The sequence below is a fragment of the Sphingomonas sp. BRN-1R genome (assembly GCF_057748035.1).
On record NZ_CM173236.1, the window covers coordinates 2,465,915 to 2,488,988 of the forward strand.

Consider the following 23,074-nt stretch of genomic DNA (forward strand, 5'->3'; position numbering starts at 1 on the left):
GCTCCCGCGTAGGTGGGAGCACGGGGCGAGTGCAGCGGCGTTCCCCTTACGTTCGTAATCGGCTATAGCCCCCGCATGGACTCGTCCGTGCGGAAAATCATCCACATCGACATGGACGCGTTTTTCGCGTCGGTGGAGCAGCGCGACGATCCGGCGTTGCGGGGGGTGCCCGTGGCGGTCGGCTCGGCGTCGGCGCGCGGGGTAGTGGCAGCGGCGAGCTACGAGGCGCGCGTATTCGGCGTGAAGTCGGCCCTGCCCTCCGTTACCGCGCTCAGGCGGTGCCCCGACCTCGTGTTCGTGCGGCCGCGCTTTGACGTGTACAAATCGGTATCGCGGCAGATCCACGCGATCTTCGCCGAGTTCACCCCCGTCATCCAGCCGCTGTCGCTGGATGAGGCGTATCTCGACGTCACCGCCAATCTCCAGAACCTGCCGACCGCCTGGGCGACGGCCAAGGCGATCCGCGCGCGCATCCTGGAGGAGACCGGCCTCACCGCATCGGCGGGCATTTCGTACAACAAGTTCCTCGCGAAACTCGCTTCCGATCATCGCAAGCCCAACGGCCAGTTCGCCGTCACGCCCGAGATGGGCGCGGCTTGGGTCGAGACGTTGCCGGTGTCGCGCTTCCACGGCGTCGGCCCCGTTACGGCGCGTAAGATGGCGTCGCTCGGTATCGAGACGGGCGCGGACCTGCGCGCCAAGTCGCACGCGTTCCTCAGCCGGCATTTCGGCAGTTCGGCCGACTGGTATCATGCGATCGCGCGCGGGGTGGACGATCGCCCGGTCAATCCGGACCGGGTGCGCAAATCCTCCGGCTCGGAAACCACCTTCCGCAACGACCTGACCGAACCCGCGGAGATCGAGACCGGCGTGCTGGAGATGGCCGACGATGTGTGGGACTGGTGCGAGAAGGCGCAGGCGTTCGGCCGCACGGTGACGGTGAAGGTCAAGTACCGCGACTTCCAGCAGATCACCCGCAGCCGCAGCGCGCCCCGCCCGATCCGCAGCCGCGCCGATCTGCACGAGGCGAGCCTCGCGCTGGTGCGATCGGTGCTGCCGACCGACAAGGGTATCCGGCTGGTCGGCGTGACCGTCTCCAACTTCGAAGCGGCGGAGGACGACGCGCTGCCGCTGTTCGACGCGGTGGATGCCGGTCGTTGAACGAGGGCCAGCGCGAACATCGCCGCTGGTCCGCCGCCGGCGGGCGCGATAGGGGTCCGCCCATGCCCCTGCCGATCCGCACCGCCCGCCTGACCTTGCGCACGCCCGACCGCGCCGATCTCGCCGGCTATCTGGCATATCGCAACGCGCCCGAGGAAACCGGCGAGGACATGCCGCCGCTCGACGAGGCTGCCGCTCTCGAGTTCCTCCAGGCGCAAGCCGATCTCGGCGATGATGCGACCGGGTGGCGGATGTTTGCGCTGGAGCGGCACGACCGGCGCGGCATCATCGGTGAGATCGGGCTGTTCGTTGCGCCGGAGGATCGCCGTACCGCCGATCTCGGCTGGTGGCTCAACGCGGATCATCGCGGGCGCGGCTATGCGACCGAGGCGGCGGAAGCGCTGATGGCGTGGTGCTTCACCGGGCGTGCGCTCCACCGCGTCACCGCGCATTGTCTGGCGAGCAATGCGGCATCGGTGGCGATCATGACGCGGATCGGGATGCGCCCGGAGAGCCACACGATCGAGAGCCGCCGGCTCGGCGACCGCTGGCACGACGAGGTCGGCTATGCCCTGCTGCGCCGCGAGTGGGCGGCGCGGCGTACCGCCCGCGCCGGTTAGCGGTCGCTGCGCGATGCCTGCGCGCCGTCTGACACGGCGATGTGGACCAGCAACGCGGTCGACACGAGGATGCTCGATACGAGGGTGGCGATCGACAGCAACCCGTCGCTCGTCACCTTCACGTTCGCGCTCAGCCCGACTCTGCGGCCGAGCCGGACGGACAGGGTGGCGCGCTGGTAGCGCGGCCGCATGCGCGATCGCTTCGTCATGGTGCTGCAACGCCGGGACGGCGTCGGAGGTTCATGTCACGCCGCCACGACCGGCCGGGACGCCGGCAGAGACGCCCCGCGCCCGGCATAGCGCCGCGCCAGCGTCGCGCAGACAAACAATTGCGCCTGGTGGAACAGCATCAGCGGCAGCACGATCAGCCCGACCGCGTGGCCTGGGAACAGGATTGCCGCCATCGGGATACCGCCCGCCATGCTCTTTTTCGATCCACAGAACACGATTGCGATCTCGTCCTCCACCGAAAAGCCGAGCCGGCGGCTCGCAAACGTGGTCGCTGCGAGTACGAAGGCGAGAATCCCGAGATCGACCGCAAGCACACCAGCGATGCTCGCCGGAGAAAGCTGGTGCCAGATACCGGCAACCATGCCGGCGCTAAACGCGGCATAAACCACCACAAGCACCGATCCGCGATCGACCACCATCGTCAACCGCGGGTGCCGCAGCAGCCACGCGCCGATCAGCGGCCTGAGCGCCTGCCCCACGACGAACGGCAACAGGATCTGCACCGCGATATCGCCCAGCGCCTTGAGCGAGAAGCCACCGCTCGCCACCGGCAGCAGTTGCGATACGAGGATCGGCGTCAGGATCACGCCGAGCATGTTCGACAGCGACGCCGCGCACAGGGCGCCGGCCACGTTGCCGCGCGCGATCGAGGTGAAGGCGATCGACGACTGCACGGTCGAGGGCAGCAGGCACAGGAACAGCAGCCCGGCGCGCACGTCCGCCGACAGCACGTCGTGCAGCGCGAACGTCACCACCACGCCGACCAGTGGAAACAGGATGTAGGTGCTCGCGAAGATCAGCGCCTGCAACCGCCAGTGCGACAGCCCCGCCCAGATCGCGTCGGGCTTGAGCCGCGCGCCGTAGAACAGGAACAGCAGCGCCACCGCCACGTTCACGCCGCGATCGACCCAAACGGTCGCGTCGCCGCGCGCCGGCAGCACCGCCGCCAGCACGACGGTGGCGATCAGCAGCAGCAGATACCGGTCGATCCGGCGGAGCAGAGCGGACATACAGGGTTCCTCAAGACCGCACGTCGGCGCGACCGAACGCCCATGTAGATCGTTACCCGTCATGCACAATTGCGATCGTCACGATAACGCTCATCGTATATATGAATGACGATGATTCCGCCCGACCTGCTCGCAACCTTCGTCGCCGTCGTGGAAGCGGGCAGCTTCACGCGCGCCGCCCGCACGCTCGGGCTGCGGCAATCGACCGTCAGCCAGCAGATCGGGCGGCTGGAAGCGCTCACCGGACGGCGGCTGATCGACCGCGATACGCACCGTGTGGCGGCCACGGTCGAGGGCGAAGTGCTGCTCGACCATGCGCGCCGGGTGCTGGATGCGCAGGCCCGGCTGGAGGCGAGCCTGTCGAACCGGCGGCTGCGCGGGCGGCTGCGCATCGGTGCCTCGGAGGATTTCGTGCTTTCCGCGCTGCCCGACGTGCTGGCAGCCTTCGCGCGGCGGCACCCCGACGTGGATCTCGAACTGAGCGCCGGGCTCAGCCGCGATCTTTACGACGCGTTCGATGCGGGGCTGCTCGACGTGATCTTCGTCAAGCGCAGGTCGGGCGACCGGCGCGGGGTGACGGCGTGGCGCGAGCCGATCCGCTGGGTGGCGCATCCCGATTTCCGTGCCGATCCCGCCGCGCCGCTGCCGTTGCTGCTCTATCCGCCGCCAAGCGTTACGCGCGCCGAAGCGATCGAGACGTTGGAGCGGGCCGGACGAAGCTGGCGGATCGCCTTCACCAGCGCGAGCTTGTCGGGGCTCAGCGCAGCGGCGCGTGCCGGCATAGGGCTGATGCCGCATTCGGCGCGGCTGATCCCCGCCGGCCTCGCGCCGGTCGGCCTTAACGCCGCCCTGCCCGCGCTGCCGGAGATCGAATTCGTCGTGCTCGGCCCCGGTGCCGGCCATCCCGTAGCGGACGCACTGATCGAGGCGATGCTGCACTGGGCGGGCGCCGACAGCCGTACGGCGTAGCGCCGCCTAGCTGGGGTTGGGGGCTCCCTAGAAACGCTCGCTTGCCGAAAGCGGCCGCGCACCGACTTAGGAGCGACATCCTTTGGTATCGGAATGCCCGTGAACACCCTCACCCATCTCCAGCGGCTCGAAGCGGAAGCCATCCACATCCTGCGCGAAGTCGTTGCGGAGGCGGACAAGCCGGTGATGCTCTATTCGGTCGGCAAGGATTCGGCGGTGATGCTGCACCTCGCCAAGAAGGCGTTCTACCCGGCGCCGCCGCCCTTCCCGCTGCTCCATGTCGATACGACGTGGAAGTTTCAGGAAATGTACCGCTTGCGCGACAAGGCAGCGGCGGATGCGGGCATGGAGTTGCTCGTGTACCAGAACCCGGAGGCGAAGGCGCGCGGCATCAACCCGTTCGATCACGGCCCCTTGCATACCGACATGTGGAAGACCGAGGGGCTCAAGCAGGCGCTCGACCTCCACGGCTTCGACGCGGCGTTCGGCGGGGCGCGGCGCGATGAGGAGAAATCGAGGGCGAAGGAGCGCATCTTCTCGTTCCGCACCGCCTCGCATCGCTGGGATCCCAAAGCGCAGCGGCCGGAGCTGTGGCACCTCTACAACGCGCGCAAAGCGAAGGGCGAGAGCATGCGCGTGTTCCCGATCTCCAACTGGACCGAGCTGGATATCTGGCAGTACATACACCTCGAAGGCATCGAGATCGTGCCGCTCTATTTCTCCGCGCCGCGTCCCACCGTCGAGCGCGACGGGCTGTTGCTGATGGTGGACGACGATCGCTTTCGCTTGCGGGCAGGCGAGGTGCCGGTGGAACGCTCGATCCGCTTCCGCACGCTCGGCTGCTATCCGCTCACCGGCGCTGTCGAGAGTAAGGCGACGACGCTGCCGCAGGTGATCCAGGAGATGCTGCTCACCACCACCAGCGAACGCCAGGGCCGCGCGATCGACAAGGACGGCGGCGACGCGAGCATGGAGAAGAAGAAGCAGGAGGGGTATTTTTAGCACACGTCACCCCGGCGAATGGCATCCCATCAAAGTAATACTTTGATGGGGCCCGAAGGCCGGGGCCGCTGCGTGTTGAAGCGCCACCCTCCACAACCTAGCGGCCCCGGCCTGCGCCGGGGCGACGGGATGATTTGATGACCGACACTCTCGACACGATCTACAAGACCGACGACCTGATCGCGCAGGATATCGACGCGTATCTCGACGTGCACCAGCACAAGACGATGCTGCGCTTCATCACGTGCGGGTCGGTGGATGACGGCAAGTCGACGCTGATCGGGCGGCTGCTGTACGACGCCAAGATGATCTTCGAGGATCAGCTCGCCGCCTTGGAGGCGGACAGCAAGCGCGTGGGCACGCAAGGGCACGAGATCGACTTCGCGTTGCTGGTCGACGGCCTCGCCGCCGAGCGCGAGCAGGGCATCACCATCGACGTCGCCTACCGCTTCTTCGCGACCGAAAAGCGCAAGTTCATCGTCGCCGATACGCCGGGGCACGAGCAGTACACGCGCAACATGGTGACAGGCGCCTCGACCGCCGACCTCGCCGTGATCCTGATCGACGCGCGCAAGGGCGTGCTCGTCCAGACGCGGCGGCACTCGTATCTGGCGCATCTGATCGGCATCAAGAACATCGTGCTGGCGGTGAACAAGATGGATCTGGTCGGCTACGACCAGTCCGTGTTCGACGCGATCGTCGCGGACTACACCGCGTTCGCGGCGAGCATCGGCATCACCGATTTCGTCGCCATGCCGATCTCCGGCTTCAAGGGCGACAACATCACCAGCCGCAGTGCGAATACGCCGTGGTATGCCGGCCCGGCGCTGATGGAGCATCTCGAAACCGTCGAGGTCGATGCCACGGCCGACGCGCAGAAGCCGTTCCGCATGCCGGTGCAATGGGTCAACCGCCCCAATCTCGACTTCCGCGGTTTTGCCGGGCTGATCGCCAGCGGCACGATCCGCCCCGGCGACGCCATCCGCGTGCTGCCCTCTGGCAAGACCTCGAACGTAAAGCGCATCGTCGCCCTCGACGGCGATCTTGCCGAGGCGGTGGCGGGCCAGTCGGTCACGCTCACCTTCGCCGACGAGATCGACTGTTCGCGCGGTGACGTGATTGCGCTCGCCGATGCGCCGCCCGAAGTCTCCGACCAGTTCGAGGCGACGATCGTGTGGATGGACGAGGCCGAGATGCTGCCCGGCCGCGCCTATTGGCTGAAGATCGGCACCCAGACCGTCTCCGCGACGATCCAGCAGCCGAAATATCAGGTCAACGTCAACACGATGGAGCATCTCGCCGCCAAGACGCTCGATCTCAACGCGATCGGTGTCGCGAACCTCGCCACCGATCGTCCGATCCCGTTCGAACCCTATGCCGATAACCGCGATCTCGGCGGGTTCATCCTGATCGACAAGATCACCAACGCCACCGTCGCGGCGGGGATGATCCACTTTTCCTTGCGCCGGGCCGACAACATCCACTGGCAGGCGATGGACGTCACCCGCGCCGCGCATGCCAGCCAGAAGGGCCAACAGCCGCGCCTCGTCTGGCTGACCGGTCTGTCGGGATCGGGCAAATCGACGATCGCCAATATCGTCGAGAAGAAGCTGTACGCGCTCGGCAAGCACAGCTTCCTGCTCGACGGCGACAATGTGCGGCACGGGCTCAACAAGGATCTCGGCTTTACCGATGCCGACCGGGTCGAGAACATCCGCCGCGTCGGCGAGGTGGCGAAGCTGATGACCGACGCGGGGCTGATCGTCATCACCGCGTTCATCTCGCCGTTCCGCTCCGAGCGCGACATGGTGCGGCAGATGCTGCCCGCCGGCGAGTTCCTGGAGGTGCATGTCGACACCCCGCTCGCCGATGCCGAGGCGCGCGACGTGAAGGGCCTCTACAAGAAGGCGCGTGCCGGGCAGCTCAAGAACTTCACCGGCATCGACAGCCCGTATGAGCCGCCGCTCGCGCCCGAAATCCGCATCGACACGACGAAGCTGACCGCGCACGATGCCGCCGACCTGATCGTCGAAAAAATCGTCGGCATATGGAGCCCGGACCTGTGATGACCGACGCCGAACTCGCTGCGCACCTAGCCGAAACTGCCGGGCGCATCCTGCGCGACGTGCGCGCGAGCGGCGTGTTTTCGGCGCAGGCGCTCGGCAAGGCGGGGGATCAGACCGCCAACCAGTTTCTCGTCCATGCATTGCGTGAGGCGCGGCCCGATGACGGGCTGCTGTCCGAGGAGATGAAGTGCGACGGCACGCGGCTCGGCATGAAGCGCGTGTGGATCGTCGATCCCGTCGATGGCACGCGCGAATATGGCGAGGCGCGCGCCGACTGGGCGGTCCATATCGGTCTCGCGATCGACGGGGTGGCCAGCATCGGCGCGGTCGCGCTGCCCGACGCGGGGCTGGTGTTGCGGACCGACCGACCCGCCCCGATCCCGCCCGCACCCGCGCGGTTGCGTATGGTGGTGAGCCGCACCCGCCCTGCCCCAGAGGCGCTCGCGGTCGCCGAGCGATTAGGCGCGGAACTGGTGCCGATGGGCTCGGCCGGCGCGAAGGCGATGGCGGTGGTGCAAGGGCATGCCGACATCTACCTTCATTCGGGCGGGCAGTATGAGTGGGATTCGGCCGCTCCCGTCGCGGTCGCCGCCGCATACGGGCTGCATTGCTCGCGCATCGACGGTACGCCGCTGACCTACAACAACGCCGACGTGTACCTGCCCGACCTGCTCATCGCCCGTCCCGGCCATGCCGCAACGGTGCTGGCGCTGCTGCGCGGCTGAGCCTGAGAAGGCGGCATCGACCGCGCACGGAACACTCCCTCACACCAGTTTGCCGGTGCGGATCAGCTCCTTGTACCAGTCGGCGCTCAGCTTGGGCGTGCGCTTCTGCGTCTTGAAATCAACATGGTGGATGCCGAAGCGGGTGCGATAGCCGTCTTCCCACTCGAAATTGTCCATCAGGCTCCACACGAAATAGCCGTCGAGCGGATAGCCCTCGCGCACCGCGCGCTGCATGTGGGTCAGGCAGTTGCGCAGGTACATCACGCGGTCGGCATCATAGACCTTGCCGTCGGGCGACAACACGTCGTCGGCCGAGCAGCCGTTTTCGGAGATGAAGATACGCTTGGGCTTCCAAAGCTCCGACACCAGCCGGATGCCCCAGTACAGCACCTCCGGCGCGACGTAGAGCCACGGCGAGACCATGCGCGGCGAATTGGGCAGATGCGGCAGGATCGCGTAGCCGGGCGCATGGTCGGGCGCGGCACGGACGTAGCTCGGCGTGTAGATGTTGAGCGACACGAAATCGAGCGGGCTGCCGATCACCTTCATGTCGCCCGCAGCGACCCTGGGCGCGTCCTTGCCCTGCGCGGTGAGATAGCTGTCGAGATATTGACCCTCGAGAATGGCGGTGAGGAACATCGCATTCTCCTCGCGCATCGCCGTCCGGGTCGCGGCGATATGCTCGGGCGTTTCGATGACGGGCACGAACATCGTGGTGTTGTCGGCAAGCCCGACCTGCGTGCCCGCACGCGCCGCCGCACGGATCGCCTGCACGCCCAGACCATGCGCCAGCACGCCGTGGTGGCGGATCTGGTTGACGTCGTGCATCGGCAGTTTGAGGCCCGGTGCCTTCAGCCCGGTCATGTACGACAGATCGGTGAAGCAACGCAGTTCGTTGATCGTCATGATATGGCTGACGCGATCGGACAGCTTGCCCGCCATGTAGCCGGCGTACTCCGCGAAGGCATATGCGGTGTCGCGCGACTGCCAGCCACCCGGCAGCGCCTGCGGCAGATCCCAGTGGAACAAGGTCGCGTGCGGCGTGATGCCGGCGGCGAGCAGCCCGTCGACCAGCCGGTCGTAATAGTCAACGCCCTTGGGGTTGGGCTTGCCGCGCCCTTCCGGGAAGATCCGCGACCAGGCGACGGAGAAGCGATACGCGCCGACCCCCAGCGCCTTCAGCAGTGCGATATCCTCCTGATAGCGGTGGTAGCTGTCGCAGGCGACATCACCGGTATCGCCGTTGGCGACCTTGCCCGGCGTGCGCGAGAACACGTCCCAGTTGGTGAGGCCGCGCCCGTCCTCGTTCACCGCGCCTTCGATCTGATATGCCGCCGTCGCGCAGCCCCACAGGAAATCGCGGGGGAAAGTTCCGTCGGCGAGCGCCGCGCGGGGTGCGGGTTGCGTCTGTGCGGTTGCCCGCCCGGGTGCCGCCAGCGACGTCGCGAGCGCAGCGCCGCCCAACCCCAGCCCAAGCTCACGGCGGGTCACATCGACCATGACGTCTTACTCCTTAACGATCAAATCTGGGGTCGCGGCTCAGCGCGCCGCCGGGAGACATGCCGGCCCGATCGGCTCGAACGCCTTGTAGGTGAGGATGAACTCGCGGTGGCCGAGCGTTTCCGACACGCTACGCTCGCCGCCCGCGACCGCGAGCACCGCCGCGACGATCTCCTCGCCAACCTCGTCCAGCGTCGCGTCGCCGTCGAGGATGCGGCCCGCGTTGATGTCCATGTCCGCCGCCAGTCGCCGCGCCGTTTCCGGGTTGGCGCACACCTTGATGACGGGCGAGATCGCCGAGCCCACCACCGATCCGCGCCCGGTGGTGAACACAGTCAGGTGGCAGCCGCTCGCGATCATCTCCACGATCTCGGCATTGTCGGAGATGTTGGGAAAGCCGAAGCGCGGTTCGCCGTCGGGCACGACGTCGAGCAGATAGAGCCCGCCGGCCGGCGGCACATCGCCCGGCTTGATGAGCCCGCTGATCGGTGAGGAGCCCGACTTCGAATAGGCCCCCATCGACTTTTCCTCCTGCGTCGTCAGCCCGCCCTCGGCATTGCCGGGCGCGAAGCTGCCGAAGCCCATGATGGAATAATAGCGCTCCGCCTTTTCGACACAGGCGACGATTTCCGCGCCGAGTTCGGGCGTGACCGCGCGTTCGGCCATGATGCCTTCGCACCCGACCAGTTCGCCGGTCTCCTCGAAGATACAGGTCGCGCCGTCCGCCACCAGCCGGTCGAACGCGCGGCCGACGGCCGGGTTGGCGGTGATGCCGCTGGTGCCGTCCGAACCGCCGCAGATCGTGCCGACCACCAGTTCGTCAACGCGCATCGGCACGCGCGGGCTATCGGCGATCGCGGCGCGCACCCGCTCGACGGCGGCGAGGCCCGCCGCGATCGTCGCGGCGGTGCCGCCGACCTGCTGGATCACGAACAGCTCGACCGGGCGCCCGCTCGCGGCGATGTGCGCCTGCAAGCGCTCGCGGTTGAAACTCTCGCAGCCGAGCGACACCAGCACCACCCCGCCGACGTTCGGGTGGGTCGTCACCGCTTCCATGATGCGGGTGGCATAGGCGTTGGGGTAGCAGCCGGGGAAGCCGATCAGATGCACGTCGGCATCGTCGGCCTTCTCCACGATACGGCGCGCGACGTGATGCGCGCACTCGACCAGATACACGACCGCGACCGTGTTGCGGATGCCCTTGCGCCCGTCCGCGCGCGCGTACCCCAGCATCATGCTTGCGCCCCCGACACCGCGTTGCGGTCGTGGGCGGCGATATAGTCGCTTTTCATATTGTGCATGTGGACCCACTCGCCGGGCGCTGCCGCCGCCGTCATCGAACCGATCGGCGCGCCGTATTTGATGACCTTCTCGCCGGCGGCGAGCGACCGCCGCGCGACCTTGTGACCCACCGTGATGCCTTCGCGCGCCGGGATCGTACCGCCCGACACCGGCAGGACGTCCCCCGCCGTGATCGGCGCGACGCAGACCAGCACATTGTCGTCCGGGTGGAGCAGGATGAGCTTGTCCGGAGCCTGGGCCGGCGGGTCCGTCGCCACCATATCGAAAGCGCCCCAGACCGGTTCGGGAATCTTCGCCGCGATCCGCGCCGCCATGGCTGCGACCTGATCGACACCGACCAGCCCGGCGACCACGCAGGCGACCGCAGCGTGGCGAAGCGGATAGTGCAGCGCCGCCGCGGGCAGCGAAACCCCCGCCTCCGCCGCGACCTCCGCGAGCGCGCGCGCGCGTGCGACAATGGCGTCCGGCGGCGGCGCGTAATCGTAATGCAGGTCGCCAGTCTCTGCGACGATCGTGTCGTGCGCGAGGATGCCGCTGTTGTAGGGGCCGCCCACGATCACCCGCACGCCCAGCGAGGCACAGCGATCGAGCAGGTCCGCCGCGCCGCGTTCGAGCAGCGTGTGCCGCCCGGCCAGCAGGATCACGTCGAGCGGCACCGCGTCGAGCAGTTCCTCGCAAATCGCCACTTCGTTGACGCCGATGCCGACCGCACCGATCACACCGGCATCGCGCAGATCGCACAGCGCGCGGTAGCCGCCGTTCAGGAACGCGTCGCGGTGACGGGCATGCTCGGCACCATGCGTATCGACGCCGAGATCGTGCGCGAGGACGATGTCGATCCGCCGCCCCCGCAATCGCGCCGCGCTTGCCTCCAGGGAGCGGCGCACGCCGTCGACCGAGTAATCATACACCTCGTCGAACGGATCGGCGTCGACGAAGCCATGGCGCGTACCGGTCGCCTCGGTCGGCACCAGCAGGCGGCCGACCTTGGTCGACACGATCGCGGCTTGCGTCGGGTCGTGCGCAGCAAGGGCCGCCCCCAGCCGCCGCTCGGCAAGGCCAAAGCCGTAATGCGGCGCGGTGTCGAAATAGCCGATCCCAGCCCGCAGCGCCGCCGCGACGGTCCCCATGGCCACGTCATCGCCGACCGCACGGTACAGGTTGCCGATCGCGGCCGTACCCATGCCGAAACGCGGCAGAACAGGCATAAAGGTCATCGCGCCACCTCCCCCCGGTGCGACCGCGAGAACAGCGTCACCACTACAAAACACACCGCCGGCACCAGCATCGCCAGCGGGATCGCGCCGGCAGTATCGGACACGAAGCCCATCACCGCCGTCAGCACCGCGCCGCCGATGATCGCCATGACGATCATCGACGCGCCGGGCTTGGTAAGCGGCCCGAGGCCCCGCAGCGACAGCACGAAGATGGTCGGATACATGATCGACATGAAGAAGCTGCTCGCCACCAGCGCCGCCACGCCGACGCTGCCGCCGACCAGCGCCGCCACCGCCGCGAGCACCGTGTTGATCGCGCCGAAGGCCGCCATCAACCGCGCCCCGTCGATACGTGCGAGCAATGCCGCCCCGACGAAACGGCCGGCCATGAACAGCACGAGCGAGGCGGTCAGCAGCCACGCCGCGTGCTGCGTGCCGAACCCGGGCCACTCCGCCGCGACGTAGCGGATCAGGTAGCTCCAGATGCCGACCTGCGCGCCGACGTAGAAGAATTGCGCGGCGACGCCCGCCAGATAGCGCGGCCGCCGCAGCAATGCACCGACGCCCGACAGAACGCCCGGCTCACCCGTCCGCCGTTCGCTTCGCAAGGCGGCGCGCGGCAACGGCGTCGCCATCAGCAACACCGCCCACGCCAGCACCACCGCCGCGATCGCGAGATACGGCAGCCGCACCGCCGACGCATCCGGAACGGCACCGGCCGGCAGATCGGACAGAAGCAGCGCCGCGCCCACGCCCACGCCGGTGATCGAGCCGAGCGGATTGAACGCCTGCGCCAGGTTGAGGCGGCGGTCGGCGCTTTCGGCCGGCCCCAGCACCATCACCAGCGGGTTCGCCGCGGTTTCGAGAAACGCCAGTCCGCTCGCGATGACGAACAGCGCGAACAGGAAGAAGGGATAACTCGGCTTGAGCGACGCCGGCCAGAACAGCAGCGCGCCCGCCGCGAACAGCAGCAGCCCGGCCACCACCGCCGCCTTGTAGCCGAAGCGTTCGGACGCATAGGCCGCCGGCAGCGCGAAGCAGAAATAGCCGAGATAGAAGGCCGACTGCACCAGCCCCGATTGCAGATCGGACAGCCGGAACACCTGCCGGAAATGCGCGATCAGCACGTCGTTGAGGTTGTTGGCGAGACCCCACAGGAAGAACAGCCCGACGATCAGGATCATGCCAACGCGCCCGGCACCGCGCGAAACGTGTCCGTCCTGCGTCCGCTCCGTCATCGTCTTGTCCTCCGCTCGCATCGACCCGTACCCCGCCGCTTTGGCACAAAAAGCCGGCCAGAGCCCGAAAGCTCTGGCCGCAGGGGAGGAACCGTGTCGAGCGCCATGCGCCTCAGAAGGTGACGCGCGCGGCGATGGTGATCTTGCGATCGTTGACGATCGCGTCGCGCGGGCGGGTCTCGATGCCGTAATAGGTCGACGTCATCGTGTTGAGCAGGTTCACCCCGTTCGCGGTCAGCGAGAAGTGCGGGTTCACGTTGACCGTCACCGACGCGTCGAGCTGGCCGAACGGCCGCTGGAACACCGGCAGGTTGCCCGACCCGTTGCCCGAGGTCGTCACGAGGAACTCGCTGCGCCAGTTGTAGGCGACGCGGGTCGAGATCAGCCCGCGCTCGTAGATGCCGACGATGTTGTAGTTATACTTCGACAGCCCTTCGAGCGGGACGTTGCGCACCGGCCCCGCCGTCGCCGGGCTCGGCGCGTCCGAATCGACATAGGTGAAGTTGCTCTGCACGCCGAGGCCCTTCAGCGCGCCCGGCAGGAAATCGAAGAACTGCTGATAGGCGACTTCGAAGCCCTTCACCTTGGCGTCGGAGACGTTGTTGTACGATGTGACGTTGTACGTCGCCGTCACGCCGTCGTCGAACGTCACGTTCTGCGTCGTGATGCCAGTCTGGATATAGTTCGAGATCTGCTTGTAGAACGCCGCCGCCGTCAGCGATCCGGTGCGCGAGAAATACCATTCGGCGGACAGATCGAAATTCTTCGACGTCATCGGCTTGAGGTTCGGGTTGCCACCCGAGGTGTCATGCTCCTGGAAGATCTGCGCGGTGCCCGGCTCGGTGATGGTCAGCGCCGGATTGAGCTGCGACAGCGACGGGCGCGAGATGTTCTTCGACGCGGCGAAGCGCAGTTGCAGCTTGTCGGTCAGGTGCGCGCGCAGGTTGAGGCTCGGCAGCCATGTGTCATACGTCTGCCCGACGCTGACGAGGCTCGAGGTGGTGCCGCCGGTGGTCTGCTTGCCGTCCGGGCCGGTGATGAGGCCGGTGCGCTGGAGATAGCCGTCGACCGCCTGATCGGTGCGCACAAAGCGGACGCCGACATTGCCGTCGATCGGTACGGGGAGCTGATCCGCCTTGAAGAACGCCGCGACATAGCCGGCATAGGTCTTCTGCGACTGGTTGCTGGTCCCGCTTACCTGATAGGGCGCTGCGGTGGAGATACCGAGCGCGGCGCGGGTGGCGTCGTAATCGAGCGTGGTGTTCCGCGAGAAGAACAGGCCCTCGCTGGGGATCGAAGCATCGCCGTGGAAGAAATCGTCGAGGCCGACGACTTCAAGCTGGCTCGGTACGCCCGAGAGCTGGGTGTAGCGATAGCCGGTGTCGCTGTAGGTGTTCGAGCGATCCGCAAAGCGGAAGCCCGCCTTGATCGACTTCAGGATGCCGCCATCGAAACGATATTCCGCGTCGATGCGGCCGGTCTTGTCCTTGGCCTCGGAGTGGTTGAGGTCGTCGAGGTAGAAGGCGGCGTTATAGGTCGCCGCGTTCGTCAGCCCCTCCGGCGTGGTGATCGAGAAGCTGGGCTTGTCGCCCGAAATCGTCTGCACGAGCGTGCCGTCGCCCACGCCGTTCAGGCCCACGATCGAACGAACGTCCTGCGTGTTCGCATCGACATACTGGCCGTCCGCGGTGATGGTGAGGTGCGCGGAGGCTTCCCACTTGCCGTGCAGCGAATAGTCGGTGACGCGGGAGTGGCGGGTTTCGAGGCTGGTGTTCGCCGCGACCGCGATGTTCTGGTACGTGCCGCTCTGCACGTCGCCATTGGGTGCGAAGGTGAAGGCCGCGCCGGGCTTCGGCACCATCTGCGCGCCCGCCGGCTCCGCGAAGTAGCTGTAATCGTCGAAACGGAACTTATAGTCGTTGCGGAACACCTCGGCGGTGAATTCGAGCGTGTCGCTCGGCCGCCACTGGACCGATGCGTCGATGCCGAAGCGGCGGCGGTCGCCGTACACCTCGCCGATGCCGGTGCCGTGCGCGAGCGTGGTGGTCTGGCCGAGGCGGCCGAGCGTCTGCGCCGCGCTGTAGTCGGCCGGCGTGTTGGGCTGGCCGGCGGCGTTGAGGCTTTGATCGAGCGTGTTGAACGGCTCGGTCGAGATCGTGTCCTGCCGGAAGGCGGTGCGCTGGTACGAGGCGCTGACCAGCACGCCGATCTCACCGATGCCGGTGTGCCAGCGATCGCTGATGAGCAGCGAGGCGGACGGCTCGCTCTTGGCGACGAGATCCGAATAGGTGTTGCTGACCGCACCCGACACCTTGAACCCATCGAAATCGAACGGTTTGCGCGTGCGGAAGTTGATCGTGCCGGCAAGCTGATCCTCGATCAGGTCCGACGACGGGTTCTTATAAACGTCGATGCCGGCGAGCAGCTCGGACGGCACGTCCTCGAGGCTCAGAGTTCCCGGCGGGCTGCTGCCCTCGCCGCCGACGCCGGTGGCGGTGAAGATGTCCCGGCCGTTGAGTTCGGTACGGACCTGGGTGAGACCGCGGATCGCGACCGAGCTGCCTTCACCATATTGGCGCTGGATCTGGATGCCCGAGATACGCTGGAGCGCCTCGGCGACGTTGCGGTCGGGCAGCTTGCCGATGTCTTCCGCGACGATCGAGTCGACGATCTGGTCGGAATTGCGTTTGATGTTCTGCGCGCTCTGCAAGCTGGCGCGCACGCCGGTGACGACGATGTCGTCAGCCGCTGGAGCAGGCGCAGCGGAGGCCGGGTCAACCGTGTTCTGGTCGCCGCTCGGCTGAGTCGTGCCGCTCTGCGCCGCCGCGGCGTCGGGCTGCGTCGTGGCAGTCTGCGCGCTTGCGGTCGACGCGGTGCCGAGAACCATCGCGGCGAGCGAGGCGCCCATCAGCATGGTGATCTTGCCGGTATGCTGCGTGGTGATCCGAAGTGACATGACGTTCCCCTCTCCTTCCGTAGTGGCCCCCGGGCAGGGCTCTGGCGTGGGCTCCTTACGTCCGATGCCACAATTATGAAATATAAAAATTGCTTTCACAGGTGATTTTTTGTTAGCGGATTGGCGACAGGCGCTGGTGCGCCGTACAAGCGCTCCGAACGACACGGAGAGGAGAGGCATGGCAACCAAGACGCGATATCAGGCGCCGGCATTGAAGAAGGGGCTCGAGATTCTCGAACTCCTCGCCTCCGCCAGCGCGCCGATCACCATGTCGGACATCTCGGTCGCGCTCGAACGCTCGGTCAGCGAGATTTTTCGGATGTTGCAGGTGCTTGAGGAGCATCGCTACATCGTCCGCAGCGAAGAAGGCTATCGGCTCACCAACCGGCTGTTCGCGCTGAGCATGGGGCAGCCGCCGGTGCGCGATCTCGTCTCCACCGCGATGCCGGTGATGCAGGCGCTGGCGCGGCGGACCGGGCAGAGCTGTCACCTCGCAGTGGTTTCGGGCGCGGAAATGGTGGTGATCGCCGGCGTCGAATCTCCCGGTCTGTCCGGCTTTGCGGTGCGCGTCGGCTATCGTCGGCCGCTGCACCGCTCCGCCTCCGGCCGCATCCTGCTCGCCTTCCAGACGTCCGAAACGCGCGCGGCATTGTTCGAGGACGTGCGCGCCGCCGGTGGCGAGATCGATCCGGCCGCGCTCACGGCGCAGCTCGACACGATCGTCGCCCATGGCAGCGGCGTGACGCCCAGCCCGATGCTGACCGGCATCACCGATCTTTCCGTGCCGGTGCTGCAACTCGATGTGGCGCGCGCCGCGCTGACAATTCCGTTCGTGGATGGGCCGGGCGCGCGCGTTTCGCTCGCCGAATCGGAAGACGCGTTGCGCGAGGCGGCGGTGGCGATCGCCGATCACCTCGCCCCGATCGTGCGCGACATCACGCCACGCACCGACGAGGATCAGGAAAAGGACACGACCGCATGACCGATATGTCGCGCCGCACGCTGATCGGCGGCACCGCCCTGCTCGGCATCGCCGCCGCCACGACCGCCGTCGCGCAGACGAGCGCGCGTGACGAAGTGGTCGAACTCTGGCCCGGGCCGCCGCCCGGCGACACGGGTGCGACGATCACGCGCAAGGTCGCCGATCAGTCGAAAGACCCTGTCCACCCGGACCGGTTCGTCAGCGGGATCGCGCGGCCGGTGCTGGTGGTTCGCCGCCCTGCCCGCCCCAATGGTTCGGCCGCGCTTATCATGCCGGGCGGCGGCTACGGCTTCCTGTCCTACGACAATGAGGGCGTGTCGCAGGCGGCATGGCTCAACGCGCGCGGCGTCACCGCCTTCATCCTGCTGTACCGTCTGCCGTCGGAAGGCTGGAACGGTCGCGGCGAGGTGCCGCTCCAGGATGCGCAGCGCGCGATGCGGGTGATCCGCGCGGGCGCGGCGCGCTTCGGCGTTCGAGGCGACAAGGTGGCGATCCTCGGCTTCTCGGCGGGCGGGCATCTCGCCGGCTCGCTCGCGACACGCCATGCCGAGCGCACCTACGCGCCGGTGGACGCCGCCGATCGGCTGAGCGCGCGACCCGATGTGGCGGGACTGATCTATCCGGTGGTGACGCTCGATCAGCCGTTCACGCACGTCGGCTCACGCGACATGCTGCTGGGGCCGGGATCGAGCGTGGCGGACCAGCGCGCCCGCTCGGTCGAGCGTAAGGTCGATGCGACGACACCGCCGACCTTCCTCGTCCATGCCGCCGACGATGGCCTCGTGCCGCCCGCCAACAGCATCGCCCTGTTCGATGCGCTGATCGCGGCGAAGCGGCCCGCCGCGCTGCATATCTTCGAGGATGGCGGCCACGGCTTCGGCGTGCGCCTGCCGCCCGCGCGGTCGGCGTCCGCATGGCCGGGGCTGTTCGCGAGCTTCGCCGCGCGTCAGGGCGTCGCGCTGTGAAGGCGTGGCCGGTGCTGCTCGCCGCCGTGCTGGCCAGCGCGCCGGTCGCCGCCGAGACGCCGCAATACCAGAGCTCGCCCGAACGGCGCACGGTGGTGGAGAAGGACTGGGGGCCGTGGCTCGGGCCGTTCCGCGCCAAGCTGGTGCCGAGCCTGATGCAGGATTTCGGCGAACGCTATCTCTACCAGTCCGCCAATGCCGCCTTGCCGCCGCCGCGCGCGGGCGAGCAGCGCGTCGTGTTCCTGGGCGACTCGATCACCGATCGCTGGAACCTCGCTGCGAGCTTCCCCGGCAAGCCGTACATCAATCGCGGCATCGGCAGTCAGGTGACCGCGCAGATGGTGTTGCGCTTCCATCAGGACGTGATCGCGCTGCACCCGGCGGCGGTGGTGATCCTCTCCGGCATCAACGACGTGCAGGGCTTCCTGCAACACGAAACGTCCGAGCAGATCGAAGCGAACTGGGAAACCATGGCCGATCTCGCCGATGCGCACGGCATCGCGGTCGTGTTCGCCTCGCTGCTGCCGGTCAACGATTACACCGAGGCGGCGCGCGACGTCGTCAAGGAACGCAAGCCCGACGAACTGCGCGCGCTCAACGCCTGGCTGCGCGCGTTCTGCGCGCGGCGGCACTACGTATATGCCGATTATTACGCGGCGCTGGTCGACCCGAAGGGCATGATGACCGCCGCCTACACCACCGACGGCGTCCACCCGCTCGATGCCGGCTATGCGCGCATGGCGCCGATCGCCACACGCGCGATCGCGGCGGCGCTCGCCTCGCACCCAAGGAGCCACTGATGCGCACCCTTCCCCTGTTCGCGATCCTGCTCGCCTCGGCCGCCTCCGCGCAGACGCCCGTACCAGGCGATCCCTATGCCGACGATCCGGCCGGCATCGTCGCGAACCCCTGCCCAGCGCACGACAATCCCACCGACAAAGCCGGGCGGCAGTTGCGGAACCTCCACATGCTGACCCGCGACTATGGCCAACTCTGCCGTTACGCCGCGCAGAACGCCGCGCTGAAGGCGCCAGTCCGCGTCGTGTTCATGGGTGATTCGATCACCGACAACTGGATCGGCGCGGACCCGTCGCTGTTCACCGGCGGCCTGGTCGATCGCGGCATCAGCGGGCAGACCACGCCGCAGATGCTGGTGCGCTTCCGTCGCGACGTGATCGAGCTTCACCCCAAAGCGGTGCACATCATGGCGGGCACCAACGACGTGGCCGGCAACACCGGCGCGGCGACGATCGAGACGGTGCAGGGGAATATCGCGAGCATGGCAGACCTCGCCCGCGCGCACGGCATCAAGGTGATCCTCGCCTCGATCCCGCCCGCCGCCGCATTCCCGTGGAGCCCCGACAAGCATCCAGTCCCGCAGATCGCCGCGATGAACGCGTGGCTGCGCGGCTATGCCAAGGCGAACGGCTTCACCTATGTCGATTACTACGCCGCGCTCGCCACACCGGAGGGGGCGATGAAGCCCGGTCTCGCCAGCGACGGCGTGCATCCGACGCCCGCCGGCTATGCGGTGATACGCCCGCTCGCGCTCGCTGCGATCGCCAAGACGTTGGGCGCAGACAAGTGACGTCGCTCGATCGCCGCCGCTTTCTCGCCGGCACCGCCGCGCTCGGTCTCGCGCAGGCCGCGCGCGCCGCCAGCCCGATGGGTCGCGCGACCGGGCCGGTGCAGGCGAGTTGGCCTTCGCTGGTCGAGAACTACCGCTATCCTGACTGGTTTCGCGACGCCAAGCTCGGCCTGTGGGCGCATTGGGGGCCGCAATCAGTGCCCGAGCAGGGCGACTGGTACGGCCGCTTCATGTATATGCAGGGCCACCCGATGTACGAACATCACCTCAAGACCTACGGTCATCCGTCGGTGTCGGGGATGAAGGACATCCAGAACCTTTGGACCGCCAAACGCTGGGATCCCGATGCGCTGATGCAGCGCTACGTGAAGGCCGGTGCGAAATATTTCGTCGCGCTCGCCTGCCACCACGACAATCTCGATTGCTACGACAGCCGCTACCAGCCATGGAACAGCCTGCGCGTCGGCCCCAAGCGCGATGTGGTCGCCGAATGGGAGAAGGTCGCGCGGCGCGCCGGGCTGAAGTTCGGCGTCTCCAACCACGCCGCGCATGCGTGGCACTGGTATCAGCCGGCCTATGGCTATGATCCGGTGGGCGAGAAGAAGGGCGTGCGTTACGATGCGTACAGCCTGCGCAAGCAAGACGGACGCGGGACGTGGTGGGAGGGTCTCGACCCGCGCGATCTCTACACCGGCGGCCACGCGGTGCTGCCCGACGGGATCGACAGCATTGCCGCGATGAACGCGTGGCACGACGCGCACGACGGCCAGTGGATCGAGACCGGGCCAAAGGACGATCCCGCCTATGTCACCAAATGGCTGCTGCGCCAGACCGATCTGATCGACAAATACAAACCCGATCTCGTCTATTTCGACGATTACCAACTGCCGTTCGGGCCGGTGGGGCTCGAAGCGGCGGCGGATTATTACAACCGCTCGATCGCGTGGCACGGCAAGATCGACGTCGTGCTGACCGGCAAGCAACTGAAGCCCAACCAGCGCTTCGGCATCCTCCAGGACGTCGAACGCGGCTTCACCGACCATCTGTGGGACGAGCCGTGGCAGACCGACACCTGCATCGGCGACTGGTTCTACAACGTCGCGCGCCTCAACGACCGCAACTACAAGACGCCTGAGGAGGTGATGCAGCGCCTCGCCGACGTGGTGTCGAAGAACGGCAATCTGCTGCTGTCGATCCCGCAGCCGGGCGATGGCGCGATCGATACCGAGGAGGAGAAGATCCTCGACGGCATGGCGGGCTGGATCGCGACCAACGGCGAGGCGATCTTCGGCTCGCGGCCGTGGCGGCGCTACGGCGAGGGGCCGACCAAGCTGGCGGTCGGCATGCAGAACGAGCAGACCGCCAAGCCCTTCACGCCCGAGGACATCCGCTTCACTACCAACAAAGGCGCGCTCTACGCGCTGTTCCTGGCGCCGCCCAAGGGGCGAGCGACGATCACGTCGCTGGCGAGCGGGCGCGCCGAGGGGGCGGTGGAGCGGGTGACGTTGCTCGGCGGCGGCACCGTGCGGCATCGCCGCGATGCCGCCGGGTTGCATCTCGACATGCCGCGTGAGGGCGGCGGTTTCGTGCCGGTGGTGCGGATCGAGGGGCGCGGGCTGGGTTGAGCGCGCGCGTCCTTTAGGCAAACCGTTCGTCCCGAGTAGCTGCCGAGTAGGGCCGCAGGCCCGTATCGAGGTCGCGTATCGAGGGACAGGCACCACGCGGGACCTATGCCTCGATACAGGCTCTCGGTACGGCTTCGCCTACTCGATCCCTACTCGGCACGAACGGGTAGGGATTTGGATCAGGCCGCCGCCGCCCTACCGATAATGCCCCATCGTCACGCGCAGCATCACCGGACGATCGGTGATGTTGATGCCATAGTCGGTCTGGTCGCCGTTCCACACCCGGCTCGTCACCCATGTGCCATCGGTGAGCGTCCCTTCCTCGACGCGCACGATCATGCCGTTCGCCGGCCCGCCGTTGCGCCCGGCGAACTGGAAGCGGATGTAATCGCCCGCGAGCAGGAAACTGTCCGCCGATAGCTGCGCGACCACGCCGCCGCCGACCGGGCGATCCGCCCAGTCGGGCTTGTCCGCCTTGATCCACGTCCAGCTTTTCTGGCCGAACTGCCATTCGCCGAAGCTCGCGGTGATCGTCCAGTCGCCCATCGTCGTGGTTTGCGCCGCGCCGTCGTCGCCCTTGGCCACGCCCCACATCGGATGCGTCGCGGCAAGGCTCGCCCAGTCGCGCGCGATCGGCGCGAACAGCGCATATTTGTCGGCGATCGCGCCGAGCGTGGCCGCGTCCAGCGTCTTCGCGCCGAGCGGATAGTTGGAATAACCCGTTTCATCCATGCCGAACGGCGAGTAGCCGATCGCCCCGCGACCCAGCGCCGGCCAGAAGAAGCGCGCGAAGCCCTCGGCATTGCCGATCTCGGGCACCATCAGCGCGTTGTCGGGGCGGGCATAGGCATCGAGATAGGCGATCACGTTGGGCGCCTTGCCGTCGTAGATATCGGGCGCTTCGAAATCGATCGCGGGCGCAGCCGCCTTCCAGATCGGCAGCACGTCCTGCTGCGGGCCGCCGCTCGCCACGCCGTCCGGGTCGGGCACGTTCGACGGCCCGGCGAGCGACGCGTTGACGTACATCGGCAGCGGTTTCACCGCCTTGCCCGCCGCCGCGATCTCGTTGACGTACGCCGCCGTGTGCCAGGTGTTGAACGCACGGTCCGCCTGAGCGCCAAACAGCGCGCTCCACGTACCCGCCGGCTTGCCCAGCGCCCTGGCGAGCGCCGCCGGCACCGGCTTGGCGAACTCCACATTCGCCGCCGCGCCGTAATCGCGCGGGTTGCTGTAGCTGCCGGTCTCGTTCTCGGGCTGGACCAGGATGACGGTATTCTGCGGGTCGTGATCCTTGAGATACCGCATCAACGCAACGAACGCGCGCTTGTCCGCCTCCAGCGTGGCGCGGAACATCGCCGACAGTGTGCCGTGATCGGCGCCGCTGCGCGTCTTCATGCGCGGGAAGCGGCGGTTGTCGAGCTTCACCCAATCGGGCGTATAGGCGGGCGAGGTGTTCTTCCACGTCCCGAACCACAGCAGCACCACGCGCTTGTCGTGCGTGCGCGCCTGATCGAGCAGCGATGTCACGAAGCTGAAGTCGAACTTGCCCTCGACCGGCTCGATCTGCTGCCACGCCACCGGCACCTCGACCGTGTTGGCGTTGATCCGATCGAGCAGGGGCCACACCGCCGGCAGCGCGGCGGGATAGTTGCTCGAATTGTTGACCTGCCCGCCCAGCATCAGGAACGGCTTGCCGTCGACGATGAGCGTGTGCCGCCCGCCGTGCGTCTCCACACGCGGCAGCGGCGTCTCCTGCGCCGCGACCGGCGTGGCCGCGGCCAGCAGCGCGAGCGTGATGGCGATCTTCATAACCCCTCCCTTGGTCTATCTTGGCGGCCGCGTCGGCTTCAGGAATGCAAACACCGCCGACGCGCAACGTCACTTGCGCTGGTGAATGAAGATATCATAAGTGAAAAT

The 23,074-nt window shown here is 67.3% G+C and carries 19 protein-coding genes; 11 read left to right on the top strand and 8 right to left on the bottom strand.

Translation table 11 applies throughout. The features are described 5' to 3' along the window. The first annotated feature begins 75 nt into the window (after positions 1-75). Together dinB and AC3ANX_RS11250 are read left to right on the top strand one after the other, a co-directional pair. Positions 76-1,161: a DNA polymerase IV gene (dinB, locus tag AC3ANX_RS11245; RefSeq protein WP_488333370.1), complete on the top strand. Its 1,086-nt coding sequence runs from the start codon at positions 76-78 to the stop codon at positions 1,159-1,161. A 62-nt stretch (positions 1,162-1,223) separates the two neighbouring features. Continuing rightward, positions 1,224-1,781 carry a GNAT family N-acetyltransferase gene (locus AC3ANX_RS11250; RefSeq protein WP_488333371.1) on the top strand — a complete coding sequence of 186 codons (558 nt, stop codon included), beginning with the start codon at positions 1,224-1,226 and terminating at the stop codon, positions 1,779-1,781. Here the strand turns inward: AC3ANX_RS11250 and AC3ANX_RS11255 are convergent. Both AC3ANX_RS11255 and AC3ANX_RS11260 read right to left on the bottom strand, forming a co-directional pair. Continuing rightward, complete coding sequence (locus AC3ANX_RS11255) at positions 1,778-1,972, bottom strand: hypothetical protein (protein ID WP_488333372.1); 195 nt, start codon at positions 1,970-1,972, stop codon at positions 1,778-1,780. The two genes, AC3ANX_RS11250 and AC3ANX_RS11255, sit on opposite strands and share 4 nt — an antisense overlap. Before the next feature lie 54 nt (positions 1,973-2,026). After that, positions 2,027-3,022: a bile acid:sodium symporter family protein gene (locus AC3ANX_RS11260; protein ID WP_488333373.1), complete on the bottom strand. Its 996-nt coding sequence runs from the start codon at positions 3,020-3,022 to the stop codon at positions 2,027-2,029. A gap of 111 nt (positions 3,023-3,133) precedes the next feature. Between AC3ANX_RS11260 and AC3ANX_RS11265 the strand changes: the two genes are divergently transcribed. The 4 genes from AC3ANX_RS11265 (at position 3,134) to AC3ANX_RS11280 (ending at position 7,784) form a co-directional block, all read left to right on the top strand. Beyond that, positions 3,134-3,991 carry a LysR family transcriptional regulator gene (locus AC3ANX_RS11265; protein WP_488333374.1) on the top strand — a complete coding sequence of 286 codons (858 nt, stop codon included), beginning with the start codon at positions 3,134-3,136 and terminating at the stop codon, positions 3,989-3,991. Positions 3,992-4,084: 93 nt separating this feature from the next. After that, the gene (cysD, locus tag AC3ANX_RS11270; protein ID WP_488333375.1) at positions 4,085-4,993 is read left to right on the top strand and encodes a sulfate adenylyltransferase subunit CysD; all 909 of its coding nucleotides are present in this window, start codon (positions 4,085-4,087) and stop codon (positions 4,991-4,993) included. Between the two features lie 137 nt (positions 4,994-5,130). Continuing rightward, entirely contained in the window at positions 5,131-7,059 is a 1,929-nt protein-coding gene (cysN, locus tag AC3ANX_RS11275) for a sulfate adenylyltransferase subunit CysN (protein WP_488333376.1), read from the top strand. Continuing rightward, positions 7,059-7,784 (top strand): 3'(2'),5'-bisphosphate nucleotidase CysQ, encoded by a 726-nt coding sequence (locus AC3ANX_RS11280; protein WP_488333377.1) that lies wholly within the window; start codon positions 7,059-7,061, stop codon positions 7,782-7,784. The genes cysN and AC3ANX_RS11280 overlap by 1 nt, the downstream gene beginning before the upstream one ends. Before the next feature lie 39 nt (positions 7,785-7,823). On the opposite strand, the gene AC3ANX_RS11285 is transcribed toward AC3ANX_RS11280, so the two are convergent. The 5 genes from AC3ANX_RS11285 to AC3ANX_RS11305 form a co-directional block, all read right to left on the bottom strand. Next, complete coding sequence (locus tag AC3ANX_RS11285) at positions 7,824-9,284, bottom strand: GH1 family beta-glucosidase (RefSeq protein ID WP_488333378.1); 1,461 nt, start codon at positions 9,282-9,284, stop codon at positions 7,824-7,826. Positions 9,285-9,323: 39 nt separating this feature from the next. After that, positions 9,324-10,520 carry a UxaA family hydrolase gene (locus AC3ANX_RS11290; protein ID WP_488333379.1) on the bottom strand — a complete coding sequence of 399 codons (1,197 nt, stop codon included), beginning with the start codon at positions 10,518-10,520 and terminating at the stop codon, positions 9,324-9,326. Next, positions 10,517-11,803, bottom strand: a complete 1,287-nt coding sequence (locus AC3ANX_RS11295; protein ID WP_488333380.1) for an aldo/keto reductase — start codon at positions 11,801-11,803, stop codon at positions 10,517-10,519. Before AC3ANX_RS11295 ends, AC3ANX_RS11290 begins: the two co-directional genes overlap by 4 nt. Then, the gene (locus AC3ANX_RS11300) at positions 11,800-13,041 is read right to left on the bottom strand and encodes a sugar MFS transporter (protein ID WP_488333381.1); all 1,242 of its coding nucleotides are present in this window, start codon (positions 13,039-13,041) and stop codon (positions 11,800-11,802) included. The genes AC3ANX_RS11295 and AC3ANX_RS11300 overlap by 4 nt, the downstream gene beginning before the upstream one ends. Before the next feature lie 112 nt (positions 13,042-13,153). After that, positions 13,154-15,997, bottom strand: a complete 2,844-nt coding sequence (locus AC3ANX_RS11305) for a TonB-dependent receptor (RefSeq protein ID WP_488333382.1) — start codon at positions 15,995-15,997, stop codon at positions 13,154-13,156. A gap of 178 nt (positions 15,998-16,175) precedes the next feature. Between AC3ANX_RS11305 and AC3ANX_RS11310 the strand changes: the two genes are divergently transcribed. The 5 genes from AC3ANX_RS11310 to AC3ANX_RS11330 all read left to right on the top strand — a co-directional run bounded on the left by AC3ANX_RS11310 (position 16,176) and on the right by AC3ANX_RS11330 (position 21,157). Then, entirely contained in the window at positions 16,176-16,979 is an 804-nt protein-coding gene (locus AC3ANX_RS11310; protein WP_488333383.1) for an IclR family transcriptional regulator, read from the top strand. After that, positions 16,976-17,944, top strand: a complete 969-nt coding sequence (locus tag AC3ANX_RS11315; protein ID WP_488333384.1) for an alpha/beta hydrolase — start codon at positions 16,976-16,978, stop codon at positions 17,942-17,944. Before AC3ANX_RS11310 ends, AC3ANX_RS11315 begins: the two co-directional genes overlap by 4 nt. After that, positions 17,941-18,744 (top strand): GDSL-type esterase/lipase family protein, encoded by an 804-nt coding sequence (locus tag AC3ANX_RS11320; protein WP_488333385.1) that lies wholly within the window; start codon positions 17,941-17,943, stop codon positions 18,742-18,744. The genes AC3ANX_RS11315 and AC3ANX_RS11320 overlap by 4 nt, the downstream gene beginning before the upstream one ends. Beyond that, the gene (locus AC3ANX_RS11325; protein ID WP_488333386.1) at positions 18,744-19,532 is read left to right on the top strand and encodes an SGNH/GDSL hydrolase family protein; all 789 of its coding nucleotides are present in this window, start codon (positions 18,744-18,746) and stop codon (positions 19,530-19,532) included. The genes AC3ANX_RS11320 and AC3ANX_RS11325 overlap by 1 nt, the downstream gene beginning before the upstream one ends. Positions 19,533-19,609: 77 nt before the next feature. Next, on the top strand, positions 19,610-21,157 hold the full coding sequence (locus tag AC3ANX_RS11330) for an alpha-L-fucosidase (RefSeq protein WP_488336935.1): 1,548 nt from the start codon (positions 19,610-19,612) through the stop codon (positions 21,155-21,157). 195 nt (positions 21,158-21,352) lie between these two features. Here the strand turns inward: AC3ANX_RS11330 and AC3ANX_RS11335 are convergent, their stop codons facing one another. Next, on the bottom strand, positions 21,353-22,966 hold the full coding sequence (locus tag AC3ANX_RS11335; protein ID WP_488333387.1) for a DUF5597 domain-containing protein: 1,614 nt from the start codon (positions 22,964-22,966) through the stop codon (positions 21,353-21,355). Between the last annotated feature and the right edge of the window lie 108 nt (positions 22,967-23,074).